This is a genomic window from Streptomyces yokosukanensis (genome assembly GCF_001514035.1).
GTDB lineage: Bacteria > Actinomycetota > Actinomycetes > Streptomycetales > Streptomycetaceae > Streptomyces > Streptomyces yokosukanensis.
In genome coordinates, this window is sequence record NZ_KQ948254.1 from 1 (window position 1) to 19347 (window position 19347).

Consider the following 19347-nt stretch of genomic DNA (forward strand, 5'->3'; position numbering starts at 1 on the left):
CTGTCGCTCCGCCTGGGCCGCGCGGAGGCGGAGGAACTGCTGCGCCGCGCCGCGCCCGACGGACTGGAGATGGCCACCGTCAACGGCTCCGACGCCGTCGTGGTGGCCGGTGACCCCGAGGCGGTGCACCGCCTGCGCGAGCACTGTGCCGAGGCAGGCATCCACGCGCGGGTGCTCCCCGTCGACTACGCCTCCCACACCTCCCACATGGAACCCCTGCGGGAGGCGATCACCGCACCGCTGTCCGGCATCGTCCCGCGCACACCCGACATTCCCTTCTACTCCACCGTGCGGGGCGCCTTCGTCGACGGCCCGGAGCAGGACGCCGGCTACTGGTACGAGAACCTGCGCCGCACCGTGGAGTTCGAGGCCGCCGTCGAGGCGCTCTCCGCTGCGGGCTACGGCGCGTTCATCGAGGTGAGCCCCCATCCGGTGCTGATGGCAAGCATGCAGGACACGCTCGGTGACACGGGCGCCGTGGTGGGCTCCGTCCAGCGCGACGACGACACACCCGAACGCTTCCTGGCCGCCCTCGCCGAGGCGCACGTGGGCGGTGTCGCCGTGGACTGGCGGGCCGTGCACGGCGACGGCGAGCTGACCGACCTGCCGACCTACCCCTTCGAGCACGAACGGTACTGGCTGCTGCCCGACGTGTCCGGGCCGCCGCGTGCGGATTCCGGATGGTGCTACCGCGTCGGCTGGCAGGAGACCACCGGCCCCGCCGCCGGCCCGGCCGGGCGCTGGCTGCTCCTGCTGCCCGCCACGGCCGACGGACGCCCCGCCGAACTCGCCTGGCGCGACGCCGCGGCCGCCGCCCTCGCCGAACACGGGGCAAAGCCGCACACGGTGACCGTCCCGCTCGACGACCCGCGGGCGCTGACCACCGCCGTCCGCGACGCCCTCGCCACCCAGGCCGAGCACGGCGGGTACGCGGGCGTGCTCTCCCTGCTGGCCCTCGGCGACGCGGACACCGGCGCCGAGGCCACCCTCGGCCTCCTGCGCGAGCTGGCGGCGGCGGACGACGGCGTGCCCCTCTGGCTGGCGACGTGCGGCGCGGTCGGCACCGGCGCGGACGACCCCGTGACGTGCCCGGCCGGGGCGCTGGTGTGGGGCCTCGGCCAGACGGCCGCGCTCGAACGCTGCGATCGGCACACCGGCCTCGTGGACCTGCCGCAGGAGACCGGTCCGGCACAACGCGCCCTGCTCGTCCGCGCGTTGACCGGCACCGAGGACCAGATCGCGGTCCGGTCCCGCGCCGTGTTCGCCCGCCGGCTGCTGCCCGCCGCACCGGATGCGGACCGGGTGCCGGATCCCGCCGGCGAGATCGTGCCGAAGGGGACCATCCTCGTCACCGGCGGCACCGGCGGCCTCGGCGCGCTCACCGCACGCCGCCTGGCGGCCCGAGGTGCGCAGCACCTGGCGCTGGTCAGCCGCCGGGGCGAGACGGCACCGGGCGCGACCGAGCTGGCCGCCGAACTCACCGGGCTCGGCGCCAAGGTCACCGTCCATGCCTGCGACATCAGTGCGCGCGAGGCGGTGGCCGGGCTCGTCGACGGGCTGCGCGCGGACGGCGCGAGCGTCACCGGCGTGGTGCACGCGGCCGGGCTGAACCAGCAGACCGCCCTGCGTGACATGACCCGCGAGGAGTTCCGGGAGGTCCTGGCCGCCAAGGTGCAGGGCGCGCGGAACCTCGAGGACGCCTGCCCCGACCTGAGCCTGTTCCTCCTCTTCTCCTCCGGCGCCGCCGTGTGGGGCAGCACCGGGCAGGGGGCGTACGCGGCCGGCAACGCCTTCCTCGACGCCTTCGCCCACCACCGCCGCGCCAGGGGGCTCGCCGCGACATCCGTGGCCTGGGGGCTGTGGGCGGCAGGCGGCATGACGGACGACGCGCAGGCCGTCGCCCGGCTCCGGGACCAGGGTGTGCGCCCCATGCCCGGCGACCGGGCACTCCAGGTGCTGGAGACGGTGCTGGCCGGTGACGAGAGTGCCGTGGTCGTCGCCGACGTCGACTGGCCGCGGTTCACCGAGACGTATGCGGCCCTGCGGGAACGACCGCTGCTCGAGACCGTCCCGGGGGCCCGCGCCGCCGTCTCCGCACGGCCGGCACCGGCGGCGGGGGCGACCCTGAGCGACCGGCTCGCCGGGCGGCCGCCGGCCGAGCAGCACAACGAACTCACCCGCCTGGTGCGCTCCCAGGCCGCCGCGGTCCTGGGACACGAGGACACCCGCGCGGTGGCGGTGGACACGGCCTTTCGCACCCTCGGCTTCGACTCGCTGGGCGCCATGCGCCTGCGCAAGCGCCTGACCGAGGCCACGGGGCTCGTCCTGTCCTCGACCCTGGTCTTCGACCACCCCAACGCCGCCGCCCTGGCGGACCACCTCCGATCCGAGCTGTTCCCGGACCGCCACGACGACGAGGACGTCGTCACGGTGGCGCGCGACGGACTGGACCGGCTCGAGGCCTCCCTCGCCGACGTACCGGAGCCGCAGCGCGCCGAACTGGCCCGGCACCTCGACCGCGTACTGACCGCCCTACGGACCGGCGCGGCCGGCACCGGCCGACCCGAGGCCTCCCGCACAGCGCCCGCCCAGGACACGGATCTCGCCGAGGCCGGATTCGACGCACTGCTGGAGGCCCTCGGCCGCGAGCTGGGCGACAACGGACAGCCGGCAGCGAACAGGTAAGGACACAACACGGTGACGGACAACGACAAGGTCGCTTCATACCTGCGCCGGGCCACCCTCGACCTGCGAGCCGCCCGGCAGCGCATCCACGAGCTGGAGGCCGACCCGATCGCGATCGTCAGCACGGCCTGCCGGCTGCCCGGCGGGATCGACACCCCCGAGGGCTTCTGGGACGTGCTGGCGGCGGGCGAGGAGCGCCTCTCCGGCTTCCCGGACGACCGGGGCTGGGACCTGACGGGCCTCTACCACCCCGACCCCGACCACCCCGGCACCACCTATGTGCGCACGGGGGCGTTCCTGGAGCGCGCGGGGGACTTCGACGCCGCCTTCTTCGGCATATCCCCGCGCGAGGCCACGGCGATGGACCCGCAGCAGCGCCTCCTGCTGGAGACGTGCTGGGAACTGGTCGAGAACGCCGGGCTGGACCCGCACACCCTGCGCGGCACGGAGACCGGGGTGTTCCTCGGCGTCGCCCGGCACGGCTACGGCGACGCCGGCGGCCCCAGCGAGGACGCCGAGGGGTACACGGTCACCGGTGTGGCGCCGTCCGTCGCGTCCGGCCGGATCGCCTACACCCTCGGGCTCGAAGGTCCCGCCATCACCCTGGACACGGCGTGCTCCTCCTCCCTGGTGGCCCTGCACCTGGCGGTGGCCTCGCTGCGCCGGGGCGAGTGCGGCCTCGCGATCGTGGGCGGCGCCGCCGTGATGGCCGGCCCCGAGGTGTTCATCGACTTCGCCCGGCAGCGCGCGCTCGCCTTCGACGGCCGCTCCAAGGCGTTCGGCGCGGGGGCCGACGGCTTCGGCTTCGGCGAGGGCGTCGCGGTGCTCCTCCTGGAGCGCCTGTCGGACGCCCGGCGCAACGGGCACACCGTGCATGCCGTCGTCCGAGGCACCGGCATCAACCAGGACGGTGCCAGCAACGGCCTGTCCGCACCCAGCAGAGCGGCTCAGCGCAAGGTCATCGAGCAGGCACTGGCCAACGCGGGAGTCGCACCCGGCGAGGTCGACGCGGTCGAGGCGCACGGCACCGGCACCGCCCTCGGCGACCCCATCGAGGCCCATGCCCTGCTCGACACCTACGGCCGTAACCGCAGCGCGCAACAGCCCCTGTGGCTGGGCTCGGCGAAGTCGAACATCGGCCACACCCAGGGCGCCGCGGGCGCGGTCGGCGTGCTCAAGATGGTGCTCGCCCTCCGGCACGAGCGGCTGCCCAGGACCCTGCACGTCGAGGAGGCCTCGCCGCACGTCGACTGGTCCTCGGGCGCCGTCGCCCTGCTGGCCAAGGAACGGGACTGGCGGCGCGGCGAGCGGCCGCGGTACGCCGCCGTCTCGGCGTTCGGCATCAGCGGCACCAACGCCCACGTCGTCCTGCAGGAGGCCCCCGAGCCCCAGGAGGCCGAGGCACGGGCGAACCCGCAGGCCGTGACGCCGCAGCACCCGGTCCCCCTGGTGGTCTCGGCCCGCACCGAGGAGGCCCTGCGGGCCCAGGCGCAGCGGCTGTCCGCCGTGGTCGCGGACACCGCCGTGGAACTGCCCGACCTCGCCTTCTCGCTGGCCACGGCCCGAGCCCGGCACGAGCACCGCGCGGTGGTCCTCGCCGGCTCCCGCGAGTCCGCGCTGCAGGGGATGCGCGAGGTGGCCGACGGCGGGGCACGCCTCAGGGGGAGCGTCGAATCGGGCGGGCGCAGCGCCGTGTTCCTCTTCCCCGGCCAGGGCTCGCAGTGGGCGGGCATGGGCGCCGACCTGCTGGCGTGGTCACCGGTGTTCGCCGAGGCGATCGAGGCCTGCGACGAGGCGATGGCCCCGTGGCAGGACTGGTCGGTGGCCGCGGTGCTGAGGCAGGATCCCGGCGCCCCCGGACTCGACCGCGTCGATGTGGTGCAGCCCGCGTTGTTCGCGGTGATGGTGTCCCTGGCCGCCCTGTGGCGCTCGTACGGCGTGGAACCGGCGGCGGTGGCAGGGCATTCGCAAGGGGAGATCGCCGCGGCGTACGTCGCAGGGGCGCTCACGCTCGAGGACGCCGCCCGGCTCGTGGTCCTGCGCAGCCGCCTGCTGCGGTCGCTGGCCGGGCAGGGCGCGATGGCGGCCGTGGCGCTGGACGAGGCCGCCGTGCTGGAGATGCTCCGGCCCTACCCGGGCGCCGTCGAGGTGGCCGCGGTCAACGGTCCCGCCTCCGTCGTCGTCTCCGGCGAGCCCGAGGCCGTGCACTCCTTCGTGGCGGCCTGTGCCGAGCGGGGAGTACGGGCCCGGACCATCGACGTGGACTACGCCTCGCACTCCGCGCAGATGGAGCAGGTCCGCGAGGAACTGGCCGAGGCACTGCGGGAGTTGCGTCCCGGCCGCGCGCGGGTGCCCTTCTACTCGACGGTGACCTGCCGCCCCATGGAGGGCGAGGAGCTGGACGCGCCCTACTGGTACCGCAACCTGCGCGAGCCGGTGCGCCTTCACGACGTCGTACGCCTGCTCGCCGACGCCCACCACGACACCTTCATCGAGGTCAGCCCCCATCCCGTGCTGGCGGCGACGGTCGAGGAGACGCTCGAGGCACCGGGCCTGGAGCCCGGCGAGGCCCTGGCCGTCGGCACCCTGCGGCGCGGCACGCCCGGCCCGGAGTCCTTCCTCGCCTCCGTGGCGGGTGCCCATGTCTTCGGTGTGGACGTGCGCTGGGAGCCCGCCTTCGCCGACGCCCGGCGCGTCCCGCTGCCCACGTATCCCTTCCGGCGCAGGCACTACTGGACGTCCGCCGCCGCGCCCGCCCGCGGCGCCGGCGACGTCACCTACCGCGTGGCGTGGACGCCCCTGCCCGCCGTGCAACCGGCCGCCGCGCACGGGACCTGGCTGGTCGTCACCCCGGCCGCGGCCCCCGCGTGGGCCGCACCGCTGATGGCCGCGCTGCGCGACGCCGGCGCCACGCCGCTGGAATGCGTCCTGGACCCGGACCTGGACCGGGCCGAGGCCGCCGCGGCCCTCGGCGTCGCCACGGCGGGCGTCACCGGGCTGCGCGGTGCGCTCTCACTGCTCGCGGCCGACGAGTCGGACCACCGCGGCCGGGCGGGCGTGCCCACCGGCGCGGTCGCCACCCTGACGCTGCTGCAGGCCCTCGGCGACGCCGGTGTCGAAGCACCGTTGTGGTGCCTCACCCAGGGCGCCGTACAGACCTCGGAGGACGACGGCATCGGGTCGTTCGCGCAGAGCGCCGTGCACGGCCTGGGCCGAGTCGCCGCTCTGGAGCTGGGGCAGCGCTGGGGCGGTGTGCTGGACCTGCCCCGGGACGTGGATACGGCCGACGGGGGCCTGCTCGCCCGGGTGCCCGGCATCCTGGCGGGCGCCCACGCCGGCGAGGACCATCTCGCCGTGCGCGCCGACGCCCTGTACGGGCGGCGGCTGGTGCGGGCGCGCACGCAGACGGCGCCGGGCGGGCCCGCCCGGCGCCTGCACGGGAGCGTGCTCGTCACCGGGGCGGACAGCCCGATCGGCGAACGGCTCGCCCGATGGGCGGCCGACGGCGGCGCCGACCACCTGGTCCTGGTGGGCGAGGCGGGCGAGGAACTGCTGAGCGCACTGCGGGACGGCGGGACGACGGTCACCCGCTGCGCGGCGGACGAGGACGCCGTCCGGGCCGCCGTGGAAGCCGCCCCGTACGAGGTCGGCACCGTCGTGCACGCCGCGACCCGGCTGGAGTTCGGGCCGGTCCTCGACACCGACCCGGAGGACTTCGCCGCCACCGTCCACGCCAAGACCGGACTCGCCCTGACCCTCGCCAGGGTCCTCGACGGCCGACCGGTGGAGCGGGAGATCCACTGCTCCTCCGTGGCCGGTGTCTGGGGCGGCTCGGGCATGTCCGGATACGCGGCCGGCAGCGCCCTGCTCGACGCGTTCGCCGCACACCGGCGGGCCCAGGGCCACCCGAGCACCGCCGTGGCCTGGAGCCCCTGGGCCCTGCCCGACGCGCCGCGCGGCACCGCGCAACCGTCGGCGCAGCGCGGACTGCGCGGCCTGACCCCCGATCGCGCCCTGACGGTCCTGCAGTCCGTACTGGACTCGGGCGAGACCGCCGTCGCGGTGTCCGACGTGGACTGGCCGGCCTTCGCCGCGGGCTACGGCGCGGTCCGGCCGACCGCGCTGTTCGGGGAGATCGCCGAGGCGCGCGAGAGCGCGGAGCCCGCGGCGGCCCCCGCCGGGCCGGACAGCGGCCCGGCCGCCGAACTGGCCGCCCGGCTCGCGGGCCGTACGCCCGCCGAGCAGGAGAAGGTGCTGATCACCGTCGTCGGCGAGGCCACCGCGGCGGTCCTCGGACACGACAGCGCGCAGGACGTCGACGGACGGCGGGCGTTCGCCGAACTGGGCCTGGACTCACTGGGCGCGGTGCAACTGCGCAAGCGGCTCTCCGCCGCAACCGGCCTGCGCCTGCCCGCTTCCCTGGTGTTCGACCACCCCACCATCACCCGTCTCGCCCGCCACCTGCTCTCCCGGCTGGCCACGAGCCCCGGCCCGCGGAGCACCGCCGTGGTGCCGGGGACCGCGCGGCACGACGCCGGCCAGGAGCCCATCGCCATCGTCGGCATGAGCTGCCGCCTGCCCGGGGGCATCGGCTCGCCCGACGCGCTGTGGCGGGCCGTCGTCGACGGCAGGGACCTCACGAGCGAGCTGCCCCGGGACCGCGGCTGGGACCTCGCGACCCTGTGCCACCCCGATCCCGACCACCCCGGCACCAGCTATGCCGACCGGGGCGGCTTCCTCCTCGACGCGGCGGGCTTCGACGCGGAGTTCTTCGGCGTCACGCCCCGCGAGGCCCTCGCGATGGACCCGCAGCAGCGGCTGATGCTCGAGGTCGCCTGGGAGGCCGTGGAACGCGGCGGCATCGACCCGGACACGTTGCGGGGCAGCCGCATCGGCGTGTTCGTCGGCTCCAACGGCCAGTCGTACATGCCGCTCCTGGAGAGCGAGGCCGCCCGGGTCGAGGGCTACCAGGGGCTCGGCAACTCGGCCAGCGTGCTCTCGGGACGCCTCGCCTACGTCTTCGGCTGGCAGGGCCCGGCGGTCACGGTGGACACGGCGTGCTCCTCGTCCCTGGTGGGCATCCACCTGGCGATGCGGGCCCTGCGCGGCGGCGAGTGCGCCATGGCCCTGGCCGCCGGGGTCACCGTGATCTGCGACCCCTACACGTTCGTGGACTTCAGCCGGCAGCGCGGCCTGGCCGCCGACGGGCGGTGCAAGCCGTTCTCGGCGCAGGCGGACGGCTTCGGCCTCGCCGAAGGAGCCGGCGCACTGCTCCTCGAACCGCTCTCCCGAGCCCAGGAGCTGGGGCACCCCGTGCTCGCGGTGCTGCGGGGCAGCGCGGTCAACCAGGACGGCGCGAGCAACGGGCTGGCCGCGCCGAACGGCCCGGCCCAGGAGGAAGTGATCCGACAGGCCCTCGCCGACGCCCGGTTGTCGGCCGCCGACATCGACGTGGTGGAGGCGCACGGCACCGGCACCCGGCTCGGCGACCCGATCGAGGCCGGGGCCCTGCTGGCCACCTACGGCGCGGACCGCGCGCGGCCCCTCGCGCTGGGCTCGGTGAAGTCCAACATCGGCCACACCCAGGCGGCCGCCGGTGTCGCCGGCGTGATCAAGACGGTGCTGGCCATGCGGCACGGCGTCGTACCCCGCAGCCTGCACGCGGAGGAACTCTCCCCCGAGATCGACTGGTCGACGGGGACGATCCGCGTCCAGCGCGAGAACGAGGACTGGCCCAAGGGCCCGCGCGTGCGCCGGGCCGGGGTGTCCTCGTTCGGCGTCAGCGGCACCAACGCCCACGTCGTCCTGGAAGAGGCCCCGGAGGCCCCGGCAGACCCGGCCGCACCGGTCGACCGGCCTGCGGGCAGCGGCCTCGCGGCGGGCGCCGTGGGCCTCGCGCTCTCAGCCCGTACGCGCAGCGCGGTGACCGCGCAGGCACGCGCGCTCGCCGAGCTGCTGCGCACCTCGCCCGAGACCTCCCTGGCCGACACCGCACGCACGCTCGCGGCCGGCCGGGCACGCCTCGGTATCAGGGCCGCGGTGCTGGGCGACGACCGGGAATCGGTGTGCGCCGCCCTGGACGCGCTGGCCGCCGAGGACGCGGCGGCCGACGTGGTGCCGCCGCGCACGGCGGCCGCCCGCAAGGCCGTACTGGTCTTCCCCGGACAGGGCTCGCAGTGGACCGGCATGGCCGCCGACCTCCTCGACGGGTCCGAGGTCTTCGCCCGGTCGATGACGGACTGCGCGGCGGCGCTCGCCCCGTACACCGACTGGGACCTGCTCGCCACGCTGCGCGGCGAGGGGCCCGAGGACGCCTTCGAACGGCCCGACGTCCTGCAGCCCCTGCTGTTCGCGGTGATGGTGTCGCTGGCACAGCTGTGGCGCGCCCACGGCGTGGAACCGGCCGCCGTGATCGGCCACTCACAGGGCGAGATCGCCGCCGCCTGCGTCGCCGGGGCCCTCACCCTCGACACCGCCGCGAAGGTCGTGGCGCTGCGCAGCAAGGTGCTCACCGAGCTGAACGGGCAGGGCGGCATGGCCTCCGTCACGGCCTCGCCCGACGAACTGGAGCCGGCCCTGGCGCCCTGGGAGGGCCGGCTGAGCGCGGCCGCGGTGAACGGGCCGCGCTCCCTCGTCGTCGCCGGCGAGGCCACGGCCCTCGAAGAGTTCCTCGCGTCGCCCCGGGCCGAGGGGATGTCCCCGCGGCGGATCGCGGTGGGCTACGGCTCCCACTCCCCGCAGGTGGAACAGATCGAGCAGCAACTCGCCGACGTACTGGGCACGGTCGAGGCCCGCTCCGCCGCGGTGCCCTTCTGCTCGACCGTCACCGGCGCCCCCCTCGACACCGCCGGTCTCGACGCGGCGTACTGGTACCGCAACCTGCGCGGGACGGTCCGCCTCGACGAGGCGGTACGGCACCTGATGGGCCAGGGCTTCGACACCTTCGTCGAGGTCAGTCCCCACCCCGTGCTGCTCACCGGCATCGAGCAGAGCGCCGACGCCCTCGGCCGGGACGTCATCACCCTCGCCTCCCTGCGCCGGGACCGCCCCGGGGCGCGCACCTTCCTGCGTAACCTGCTGGAGGCCCACGCCGACGGCCTGCCCGTCGACCTCCTGCCGGCCGTGGGACCCGGTGGCACGGCCCAGTTGCCGACCTACCCCTTCGAGCACACCTCCTACTGGCCGCGCCCGCGCCGTACCCGCGGCGACGCCACCACCCTGGGCATGGACGCCGTGGCCCATCCCGTCCTGTCCACGGCGCTGGAGATACCCGACGGCGGACATGTCCTGACCGGGCTGATCGCGCTGGAGGACCAGCCGTGGCTGGCCGACCACACCGTCGGCGGAAAGACGCTGCTCCCGGGCGCCGCGCTGGTCGAGCTGGCCCTGGCGGCCGGCCGGCACGCGGGCGCACCCGCCGTGGAGGAACTGGTGCTCTCCGCCCCGCTGGTGCTCGGCCCGGCCACCGCCGTGCGCGTGACGGTCGGCGCCCCCGCGCAGGACGGCACCCGCACGGTGGACGTCCATGCCCGCGAAGCGCGCGCCTTCGACGCGCCCTGGACCCGGCACGCGAGCGGCGTCCTCGGCGAGGCCACTCCGCCGCCGGCCGCCCCGGCGGCCTGGCCGCCGCCGGACGCCCGGCGGATCGACCTGGACGCGGCCTACGCGCGCCTGGCCGACCGCGGCTACGCCTACGGGCCCGCCTTCCGGGCGCTGCGCGCGGCATGGCAGCGCGGCGAGGAGGTGTTCGCCGAAGCCCGGCTTCCCGTGGCCGCGGGCCTCGCCGAGGCCGAGGCCGAGGGCGGGAGCGGGCGGTCGGCCCCCGGCGACGAGGGCCATCTGTTGCACCCCGTCCTCCTCGACGCGGCGGCGCAGACCCTCGGCCTGAGTTCCCTCGCCGACCGGGAAGGGGCGTACCTCCCCTTCTCCTGGAGCGGTACCACCCTGTACGCGTCCGGGGCCACGACGATCCGCGTGACGGCGGCCCCCGCCGGCGGCGACGCGATGAGCCTGTCGGTGACCGACCCCATGGGAGCGCCGGTCGCCCAGGTGAGCGCCGTGACCGTGCGCCCGGCCGACGAGGCGCCGCAGCACGGCGACGGGGAGCAGGCGGGCGCCGACGACCTCTACCAGCTGTCCTGGCGGCCCCTGCCCGAGACCGCGGCAACGGTCCTCGGCTGTGCGACGGTCGGCGGCGGCCTGCCCGGACTCGGCAAGGACCATCTGGACCTGGCGGCACTGGCCGCGGCGGTCGCGGCGGGCGAGCCGGAACCCGAGGCCGTGGTCGCGCACTGCCGCCCGTGGCAGGCGGCGGACCCGGCCGGCTCCGTGCGCGCGAGCGTGCTGCACGCGGCCGAAGCCGTCCGCCAGTGGCTCGCGGCACCGCAGCGCACCGGCCGCCTGGTGTTCCTCACCCGTCACGGCGTGAGCGCCGGTCCGGCCGACACGCGAACGGACCCCGCGCAGGCCGCGGTCTGGGGCCTGGTCCGCGCCGCACAGGCGGAGTCGCCGGGGAACTTCGTGCTCGTCGACACCGACACGGACCCGGCGGACCTCGCCGCACTGCCCGCCGTGCTCGACCACCCGCAGGTGGCGCTGCGCGCCGGCCTCGCACTCGTACCGCGCCTGGCCTCCACCCGTACCGCCCCGGTCCTCGTGCCGCCCCGGACGCCCGCCCGACTGGAGCCCGCCGGCACCACCCTGGACGCCCTCGCGTTCGCGGCGGCGCCGGACGCCGGACGGCAGCCGGGCCCCGGCGAGGTGCGGGTCGAACTGAGGGCCACCGGCGTGAACTTCCGCGACGTCCTGATCGGCCTCGGCATGTACCCCGGCGCCGCCGTCATGGGCACCGAGGGCGCCGGGATCGTCACCGCCACCGGCCCGGACGTCACGGGCGTCAGGGCGGGCGACCGGGTCATGGGCCTGTTCGAAGGAGCCTTCGGGCCGGTGGCGGTCACCGACCACCGGCTGGTGGTCCCCGTCCCGCCGGGATGGAGCACCACCGAGGCCGCCGCCCTGCCCATCGCCTTCACCACCGCCCACTACGCGCTGCACGACCTCGCCGGACTGCGGCCCGGGCAGGCCGTCCTGGTGCACGCCGGCGCCACCGGCGTCGGCATGGCCGCGGTCCGCCTGGCCCGGCTGGCCGGCGCGGAGGTCTTCGCCACCGCCGGCCCCGCCAAGCACGACATCCTGCGCTCACTCGGACTCGACGACGACCACATCGCCTCCTCCAGGCACGCGGGATTCGGGCAGCGGTTCCGGTCCGTGCGCGGCGGGCGCGGCATGGACGTCGTGGTCAACTCACTGACCGGGGCCCTGCTCGACGAGTCGGCCGGACTCCTCGCCAAGGGCGGGGCGTTCGTCGAGATGGGCAAGACCGACCTGCGCGACCCACAGCGGTTCCACGGGCGCTATCTGCCCTTCGACCTCGCCGAGGCGGGGCCGGACCGGCTCGGCGCCATCCTGGCCGAGGTCGCCGCCCTGGTGGCCGACGGGAAGGTCGGGCGCCTGCCGGTCACGGCCTGGCCGCTGCAGCGGGCGTCGGCCGCCCTGCAGCACATGAGCACCGGGCGGCACACCGGAAAGCTGGTGCTCGTCCAGCCGGCACCGCTCGACCCGGACGGCACCGTGCTCGTCACCGGCGGAACAGGCACACTGGCCCGGCTGCTGGCCCGCCACCTCGTGACCGAGCACGGGGTGCGCCACCTGCTGCTGCTCGGCCGCCGGGGGCCCGCAGCCCCGGGAGCGGATCGGTTCGAGGCCGAGCTGGGCGAGCTGGGCGCGCGTGTCACCACGCTCGCCTGCGACGTCTCCGACCGCGCCGCGCTCGCGGCCGCAGTCGACGGCATCCCGGACGCACACCCGCTGACCGGCGTCGTCCACACCGCGGGGGTGCTCGCGGACGGACTGGCCGCCTCCGTGCAACAGGACGCGCTGGCCGAGGTGTTCGCGCCCAAGGCCGACGCCGCATGGCATCTGCACGAACTCACCGAGGGACGCGAGCTGAGCTTCTTCGCCCTGTTCGGCTCGGGCGCCTCCGTACTGGCCGGGCCGGGCCAGGGCGCGTACGCGGCGGCCAACGCCGCGCTGGACGCGCTGGCCCGGTACCGGCAGGCACGAGGGCTGCCCGCGACGTCCCTCGGCTGGGGGCTGTGGGAGGAGGCCAGCGGTCTGACGGGCGTGCTGGACGAACGGGACACCCGGCGGATGGCCCGGGCGGGCATGCTGCCCCTGCCGACCGCACGGGCCCTGGCCCTGTTCGACCTCGCGATCCGGCGCGGTGACGCGGTCCTGTACCCGCTGCGTCTGAACACCTCCCGCCCGCAGGACCCGGACGGTTCGCCCGAGGTCCTGCGCGGGCTGTGGCACACGCCGCTGCGCCGGGCCGCCCGGGAGGAGTCCGGCACGGACGCGTTCGCCGCACGCCTGGCGTCCCTGCCGCGCCCCGACCGGCTCGCCGCGCTGACAGAGGCCGTCCAGGCCCAGGCCGCCGCCGTCGCCGGGTACGACACGGCCGACGCGGTGGCCCCGGAGCGGCAGTTCAAGGACCTCGGTTTCGACTCCCTGGCCTCGGTCGAGTTGCGCAACCGCCTGGGCGCCGCGGTCGGCCTGCGGCTGCCCAGCACCCTCGTCTTCGACCACCCGACGCCCGAGGCGGTGGCCGCGTACGTGGACGGCCGGCTGTTCCCGGACGCGGCCGGCTCACCACAGGCGGATCCGCGGCGCCGAGTCGTCGAGCAGCTGGACGCGTTGGAGGCGGCGCTGGACGGCTGGCCGGACGCGACCGAGGACGCGGTCGGCCAGCGCGCGGCGATCGAGGCGCGTCTCACGGCGCTGCTCGGCAGGTGGAGCGTCACGGGCGGCGGGGACTCCCGCAGGGCTGTCGACGCCATTGACGAGGTCGACGACGAGGAACTGTTCGCACTGCTCGATCAGCGGTTCGGCGAGGGGAACGAGGGACGATGAGCGGGGACCAGGAGACCACCGAGGACAAGCTGCGCCGCTATCTGCGGCGGACGGTCGGGGACCTGGAGGCCGTGAGCGCGCGGCTGCGGGAGACCGAGTACCGGGCCGGCGAGCCGATCGCGATCGTCGGCATGGGCTGCCGCTTCCCCGGTGGCATCGACAGCCCCGCCGCCCTGTGGGACTTCCTCATGGCGGACGGCGACGCCGTCTGCGGCCCGCCCGCCGACCGCGGCTGGGACACCGCCGCCCTCGACGGATGCAACGGCGGCTTCCTGCGCGACGCCGCCGGCTTCGACGCGGACTTCTTCGGCATCTCGCCGCGCGAGGCACTGGCCATGGACCCGCAGCAACGGCTGCTCCTCGAGGTCGCCTGGGAAGCCCTGGAACGCGCCGGCTTCGATCCCGCTTCGCTGGGCGGCACCGCCACCGCGGTCTTCGCCGGGGTCGGCGCCGTCGACTACGGGCCGCGCCCCGACGAGGCGTCACCGGAGGTGCTGGGATACCTGGGCACGGGCACGGCCTCCAGCGTGGCCTCCGGCCGGGTGGCGTACGCGCTCGGCCTCGAGGGTCCGGCGCTGACCGTGGACACCGCCTGCTCCTCCTCCCTCACTGCGACCCATCTGGCCATGCAGTCGCTGCGCCGCGAGGAGTGCACGACCGCGCTCGCGGGCGGCGCCACCGTCATGAGCACCGCCGGGGCGTTCACCGAGTTCCGCACCCAGGGCGGACTGGCCGCGGACGGCCGGTGCAAGCCCTTCGCCGAGGCCGCCGACGGCTTCGGCCTGGCCGAAGGCGTCGGCTTCCTCGTGCTGCAGCGGCTGTCCACGGCACAGCGGGAGGGCCGCCGGGTGCTGGCCGTGCTGCGCGGCAGCGCGGTCAACCAGGACGGCGCCAGCAACGGCCTCACCGCGCCCAACGGACCGGCTCAGCAGCGGGTGATCCGGCAGGCGCTCGAGGACGCCCGGCTCGGCCCCGCCGATGTCGACTACGTCGAGGCGCACGGCACCGGAACCACCCTCGGCGACCCCATCGAGGCACACGCCCTGCTGGAGACCTACGGCGCCGGGCGGCCCGAGGACGCTCCGCTGTGGATCGGCTCGGTGAAGTCCAACATCGGCCACACCCAGGCGGCCGCCGGTGTCGCGGGCCTGATCAAGACGGTGCTCGCCCTCCGGCACGGCCGGCTGCCCCGACTCCTGCACCTCGACTCCCCCTCGTCGCGGATCGACTGGGAGACGGGCGGCGTCGTACCGCTCGGCGAGACCCGGCCGTGGCCGCGCGGCACCCGGCCCCGCCGCGCCGGAGTCTCCTCGTTCGGCATCAGCGGGACCAACGCGCACATCCTCGTCGAGGAGGCCCCGCAGGCCGAGGCGGCCCCCGAAGCCGAGGAGGCCCAGGGGCGGCCGGCCCCGGAATCCGGCGCGGCCCCCGAGTCGGCCGGCGGCGACCGGCAGACCGGCCTGTATCCGTTTCTCCTGTCCGGCCGGACCGAGGAGGCCCTGCGGGCCCAGGCCGAACGGCTCGCCGCCCACCTGGAGCAGCCCGGCGTCGCACCGCCGGCGGACATCGCCCTCACCCTCGCCACCCGGCGCACCGCGTTCGAGCACCGCGCCGTGGTCGTCGGCGACCGGGCGGACGTTCCGGCCGCCCTGCGCGCCGTGGCCCGACAGGAGCCGCACGCGCAAGGGGTCACCGGCACGGCGCGTGGGGGCCGCAAGGTCGTGATGGTCTTCCCCGGGCAGGGCTCGCAGTGGGCGGGGATGGCCGCCGAACTGCTCGCCGCCTCACCGGTCTTCGCCCGCTCCATGCGCGACTGTGAGCAGGCGCTCGCCCCCTACGTCGACTGGTCGCTGACCGAGGTGATCGCGGGCGGCGCGTCGCTGGAGCGGGTGGACGTGGTGCAGCCCGCCCTGTTCGCGGTGATGGTGTCGCTGGCGGCGCTGTGGCGGGCGCACGGCGTCGAACCGGCCGCGGTGATCGGGCACTCCCAGGGGGAGATCGCGGCCGCCTGTGTCGCCGGCGCCCTGTCGCTGCAGGACGCCGCGAAGGTGGTTGCGGTGCGCGCCAAGGCGCTGCGGTCCCTCGCCGGCAGCGGCGGCATGGTCTCCCTGGCCCGCTCCGAGGAGCAGGTCGAGGCACTGCTGGCCCCCTACGGCGGCGCCCTGTCGATCGCCTCGGTCAACGGCCCCGGCGCGGTCGTGGTGGCCGGCCCCCGGGAGCACCTGGACGCGCTGCTCGACGCCTGCACGGCCGCCGGTGTGCGGGCGCGGAACATCCCGGTGGACTACGCCTCCCACTCGGCCATGGTCGAGCCGCTGCGCGAGGAGCTGACGGCCGCGCTGTCCGAGGTCGTCGCCCGGACCGCGCCCGTGCCCCTGTACTCCACGACAACCGGTGAGCCGATCGACACCGCCCTCATGGGGGGTGACTACTGGTACCGCAACCTGCGCGACATGGTGCGGTTCGAGACGGGGACGAGGCTGCTGGCCGAGGCGGGCTTCGACACCTTCGTCGAGGTGAGCCCGCAGCCGGTCCTCGCCCCCGGCATCGAGTCGACCCTGGAGGCGGCGGGAGCCGACGCCGCGGTCCTCGCCACCCTGCGGCGGGGCGCGGGCGGCCCGGACCGGTTCCTCGCGGCGCTCGCCGAGGCACATGTGCGCGGCGTGCGGATCGACTGGCGGCCCGTGCTGCCCGACGGCACCGTGGCCGAACTCCCCTGCTACCCCTTCCAGCACCGCCCGTTCTGGCACACGGCACCCGACCGCCGCACCGAACCCGCCGACGAGGGGCGGCGCCACCGGGTGGAGTGGCGGGACGCCGGATGGGAGGCGGCCCCCCTCACCGGCAGCGTCCTGCTGGTGACCGGCCGTCAGGTCCCGGCCGCCTGGTACGACACGGTCCGCGCGGCTCTCCAGGACGCCGGCGCCACGGTCGCCACCGTCGACTGCGGCGGACCGGGACGCGCGGCGACGGCGGCGGCCCTGCGCGCGGCCGTGACCGCCGCGGAGCCGACGACGGTCCTCTCGCTGCTCGCCCTGGACGCTCCCGCGGACGGATCCGCCGACGCACCGCACCTGCCGGCGTGGCGGACCCTGACCCTGGCCCAAGCCCTGGGCGACGCCGGTGTCGAGGCGCCGCTGTGGGTGCTGACCCGGCGCGCCGTGGCCGTGACCGATCAGGACGGGGAACCGGATCCCGCGCAGACGGCCGTGTGCGGCCTCGGCCGGGTCGTCGGCCTGGAACACCCCACGCGCTGGGGCGGGTCGATCGACCTGCCCGCGCCGGACCGGGACCTTCTCGCGCCGCTGACAGCGGTGCTCGCCCGGCCCCGGGACGAGGACCAGGTGGCGATCCGCGCGAGCGGCATCAGGGTCCCCCGGCTGGTGCCCGCCCCGGCGGACGCCCCGGCCGGCGGGCCGGCCGATGCGTCCGGCTGGACGCCCCGCGGCACCGTCCTCGTGACCGGAGGCACCGGCGGCGTCGGCGCCCACGTCGCGCGGCGCCTGGCGCGCGCCGGCGCCACGCATCTCGTGCTCACCAGCAGGCAGGGCCCGAACGCGCCCGGCGCCGCGCGGCTGAGGGACGAACTGGCCGCCCTGGGCGCTGGGGTGACCCTCGCCTCCTGCGACGTCGCGGACCGGGAGGCGCTGGCCGCGCTGGTCGCCGACGAGCGCGCGCAGGGCCGTACCGTCGACGCCGTCTTCCACACGGCCGGCGTGGCGCAGTCCACGCCGCTCGAGTCCATCACCGAGGAGGAGTTCGCGAGCGTCACCGCCGCGAAGACCCTCGGGACGGCGCACCTCGACGAGCTGTGCCCCGACGCGGACACCTTCGTGCTGTTCTCGTCGAACGCCGGGGTGTGGGGCGCGGCCCGGGCGGGCGCCTACGCGGCCGCCAACGCCTTCCTGGACGGTTTCGCGCACCGGCGCCGGCACCGCGGGCTGCCCGCGCTGTCCATCGCGTGGGGGCTTTGGGACGGACCGGGCATGGCCGGCGACGCGGGCCAGGACTTCCTGCGCCGCCAGGGCATGCGGCCGATGCCGCCCGAGGAGGCCCTCGCCGAACTGGGCGCGTGCCTGGCGGGCGACGAGGTCTGCGTCTCCGTCGCCGACCTCGACCGCCGGGCGTTCCTCGACCTCATGGGCGCCGCACGGCACCGGCCGCTGTTCGACGAACTCGCACGGACGCTGCCCGCCGCGTCCCCGGCCGGGGAGCCGCAGGAGGAACCGGAGGGCCGCTCCGGGCTGCGGGAGAAGCTGCTGCCGCTGCCGGCCAGGGAACGCCGGGAGCACCTGCTGCGCCTGGTGCGGGCCGAGGCCGCCGCGGTCCTCGGGCATCCGGACGCCGAGGCCGTCGACCGGGACCGCGCCTTCCGCGAACTCGGCTTCGACTCGATGTCCGCGGTGCAGCTACGCAACCGGATCACCGCGGTGACCGGCCTGCGCGAGGCGACCACCCTCGTCTTCGACCGGCCCAGTGTCACCGCTCTCGCCGACTATCTCCTCGAGCGGCTGTTCGGCTCCGAGGAGGCGCCGTCCGCCGGGGTGCGGTCCGAGCCGGGGCCGGGGCCGGGCGTCGGCGCCGGGCCCGGCGCCGGCGTGGACGATCCGATCGCCGTCGTGGGCATGGCCTGCCGCTTCCCCGGCGGCATCGGCTCCCCGGAGGACCTGTGGGAGTTCGTCACCGCAGGCCGTGACGCCGTCACACCGATGCCCGCCGACCGGGGCTGGGACCTCGACCGCCTCGGCGAGTTCGCCGCCGACGGCACGACCGGACCCCGCCACGGCGCCTTCCTCGACGACGCGGGGGGCTTCGACGCGGCGTTCTTCGGGATCTCCCCGCGCGAGGCGCTGGCGATGGACCCGCAGCAGCGCCAGGTCCTCGAAGTCGCCTGGGAGGCGATGGAGAACTGCGGGATCGACCCGCGCTCGCTGCGCGGCAGCGACACCGGTGTCTTCCTGGGCGCTGCCTACCAGGGCTACGGCCACGGCGCCGAGACCCCCGAGAGCAGTGCGGGCTATCTGCTCACCGGAGGTTCGCCCGCCGTCGCCTCGGGTCGGGTGGCGTACGCGCTGGGGCTCGAGGGGCCTGCGCTGACGGTGGACACGGCGTGCTCGTCGTCGTTGGTGGCGCTGCATCTGGCGACGCGGTCGCTGCGGGAGGGCGAGTGCTCCCTGGCGGTGGCCGGCGGGGTCTCGGTGATGGCGGGGACCGAGGTGTTCGAGGAGTTTTCCCGGCAGGGCGCGCTGGCCGCCGACGGACGCTGCAAGGCCTATTCCGAGCAGGCGGACGGCTTCGGCTTCGCCGAGGGCGTGGGTCTGGTGGTGCTGGAGCGGCTGTCGGACGCCCGGCGGCTCGGACATCAGGTGCTGGCCGTGGTGCGGGGCTCTGCGATCAACCAGGACGGTGCCAGCAACGGTCTGGCCGCGCCGAACGGGGTCGCCCAGGCCCGGGTGATCCGCCGCGCCTGGCAGTCCGCGGGGCTCTCGGGGGCGGACGTGGATGTGGTGGAGGGGCATGGGACGGGGACGGTGCTGGGTGACCCGATCGAGGTGCAGGCGCTGTTGTCGACGTACGGGCAGGAGCGTGGTGCGGGTGGGGAGCCGTTGTGGCTGGGTTCGTTGAAGTCGAACATCGGGCATGCGCAGGCTGCTGCGGGTGTGGCTGGTGTGATCAAGATGGTGTTGGCGTTGC

3 protein-coding genes are annotated in these 19347 nt (G+C 76.0%); all 3 read left to right on the top strand.

The features are described 5' to 3' along the window. On the top strand, positions 1 to 2685 hold a 2685-nt coding region (locus tag AQI95_RS50050), incomplete at its 5' end, for a type I polyketide synthase (RefSeq protein ID WP_067136987.1). 12 nt (positions 2686 to 2697) lie between these two features. Then, entirely contained in the window at positions 2698 to 13653 is a 10956-nt protein-coding gene (locus AQI95_RS43535; protein WP_067136990.1) for a type I polyketide synthase, read from the top strand. Next, the coding region (locus AQI95_RS49705; RefSeq protein WP_159056758.1) for an SDR family NAD(P)-dependent oxidoreductase at positions 13650 to 19347 on the top strand (5698 nt) is incomplete at its 3' end. The genes AQI95_RS43535 and AQI95_RS49705, both read left to right, overlap by 4 nt.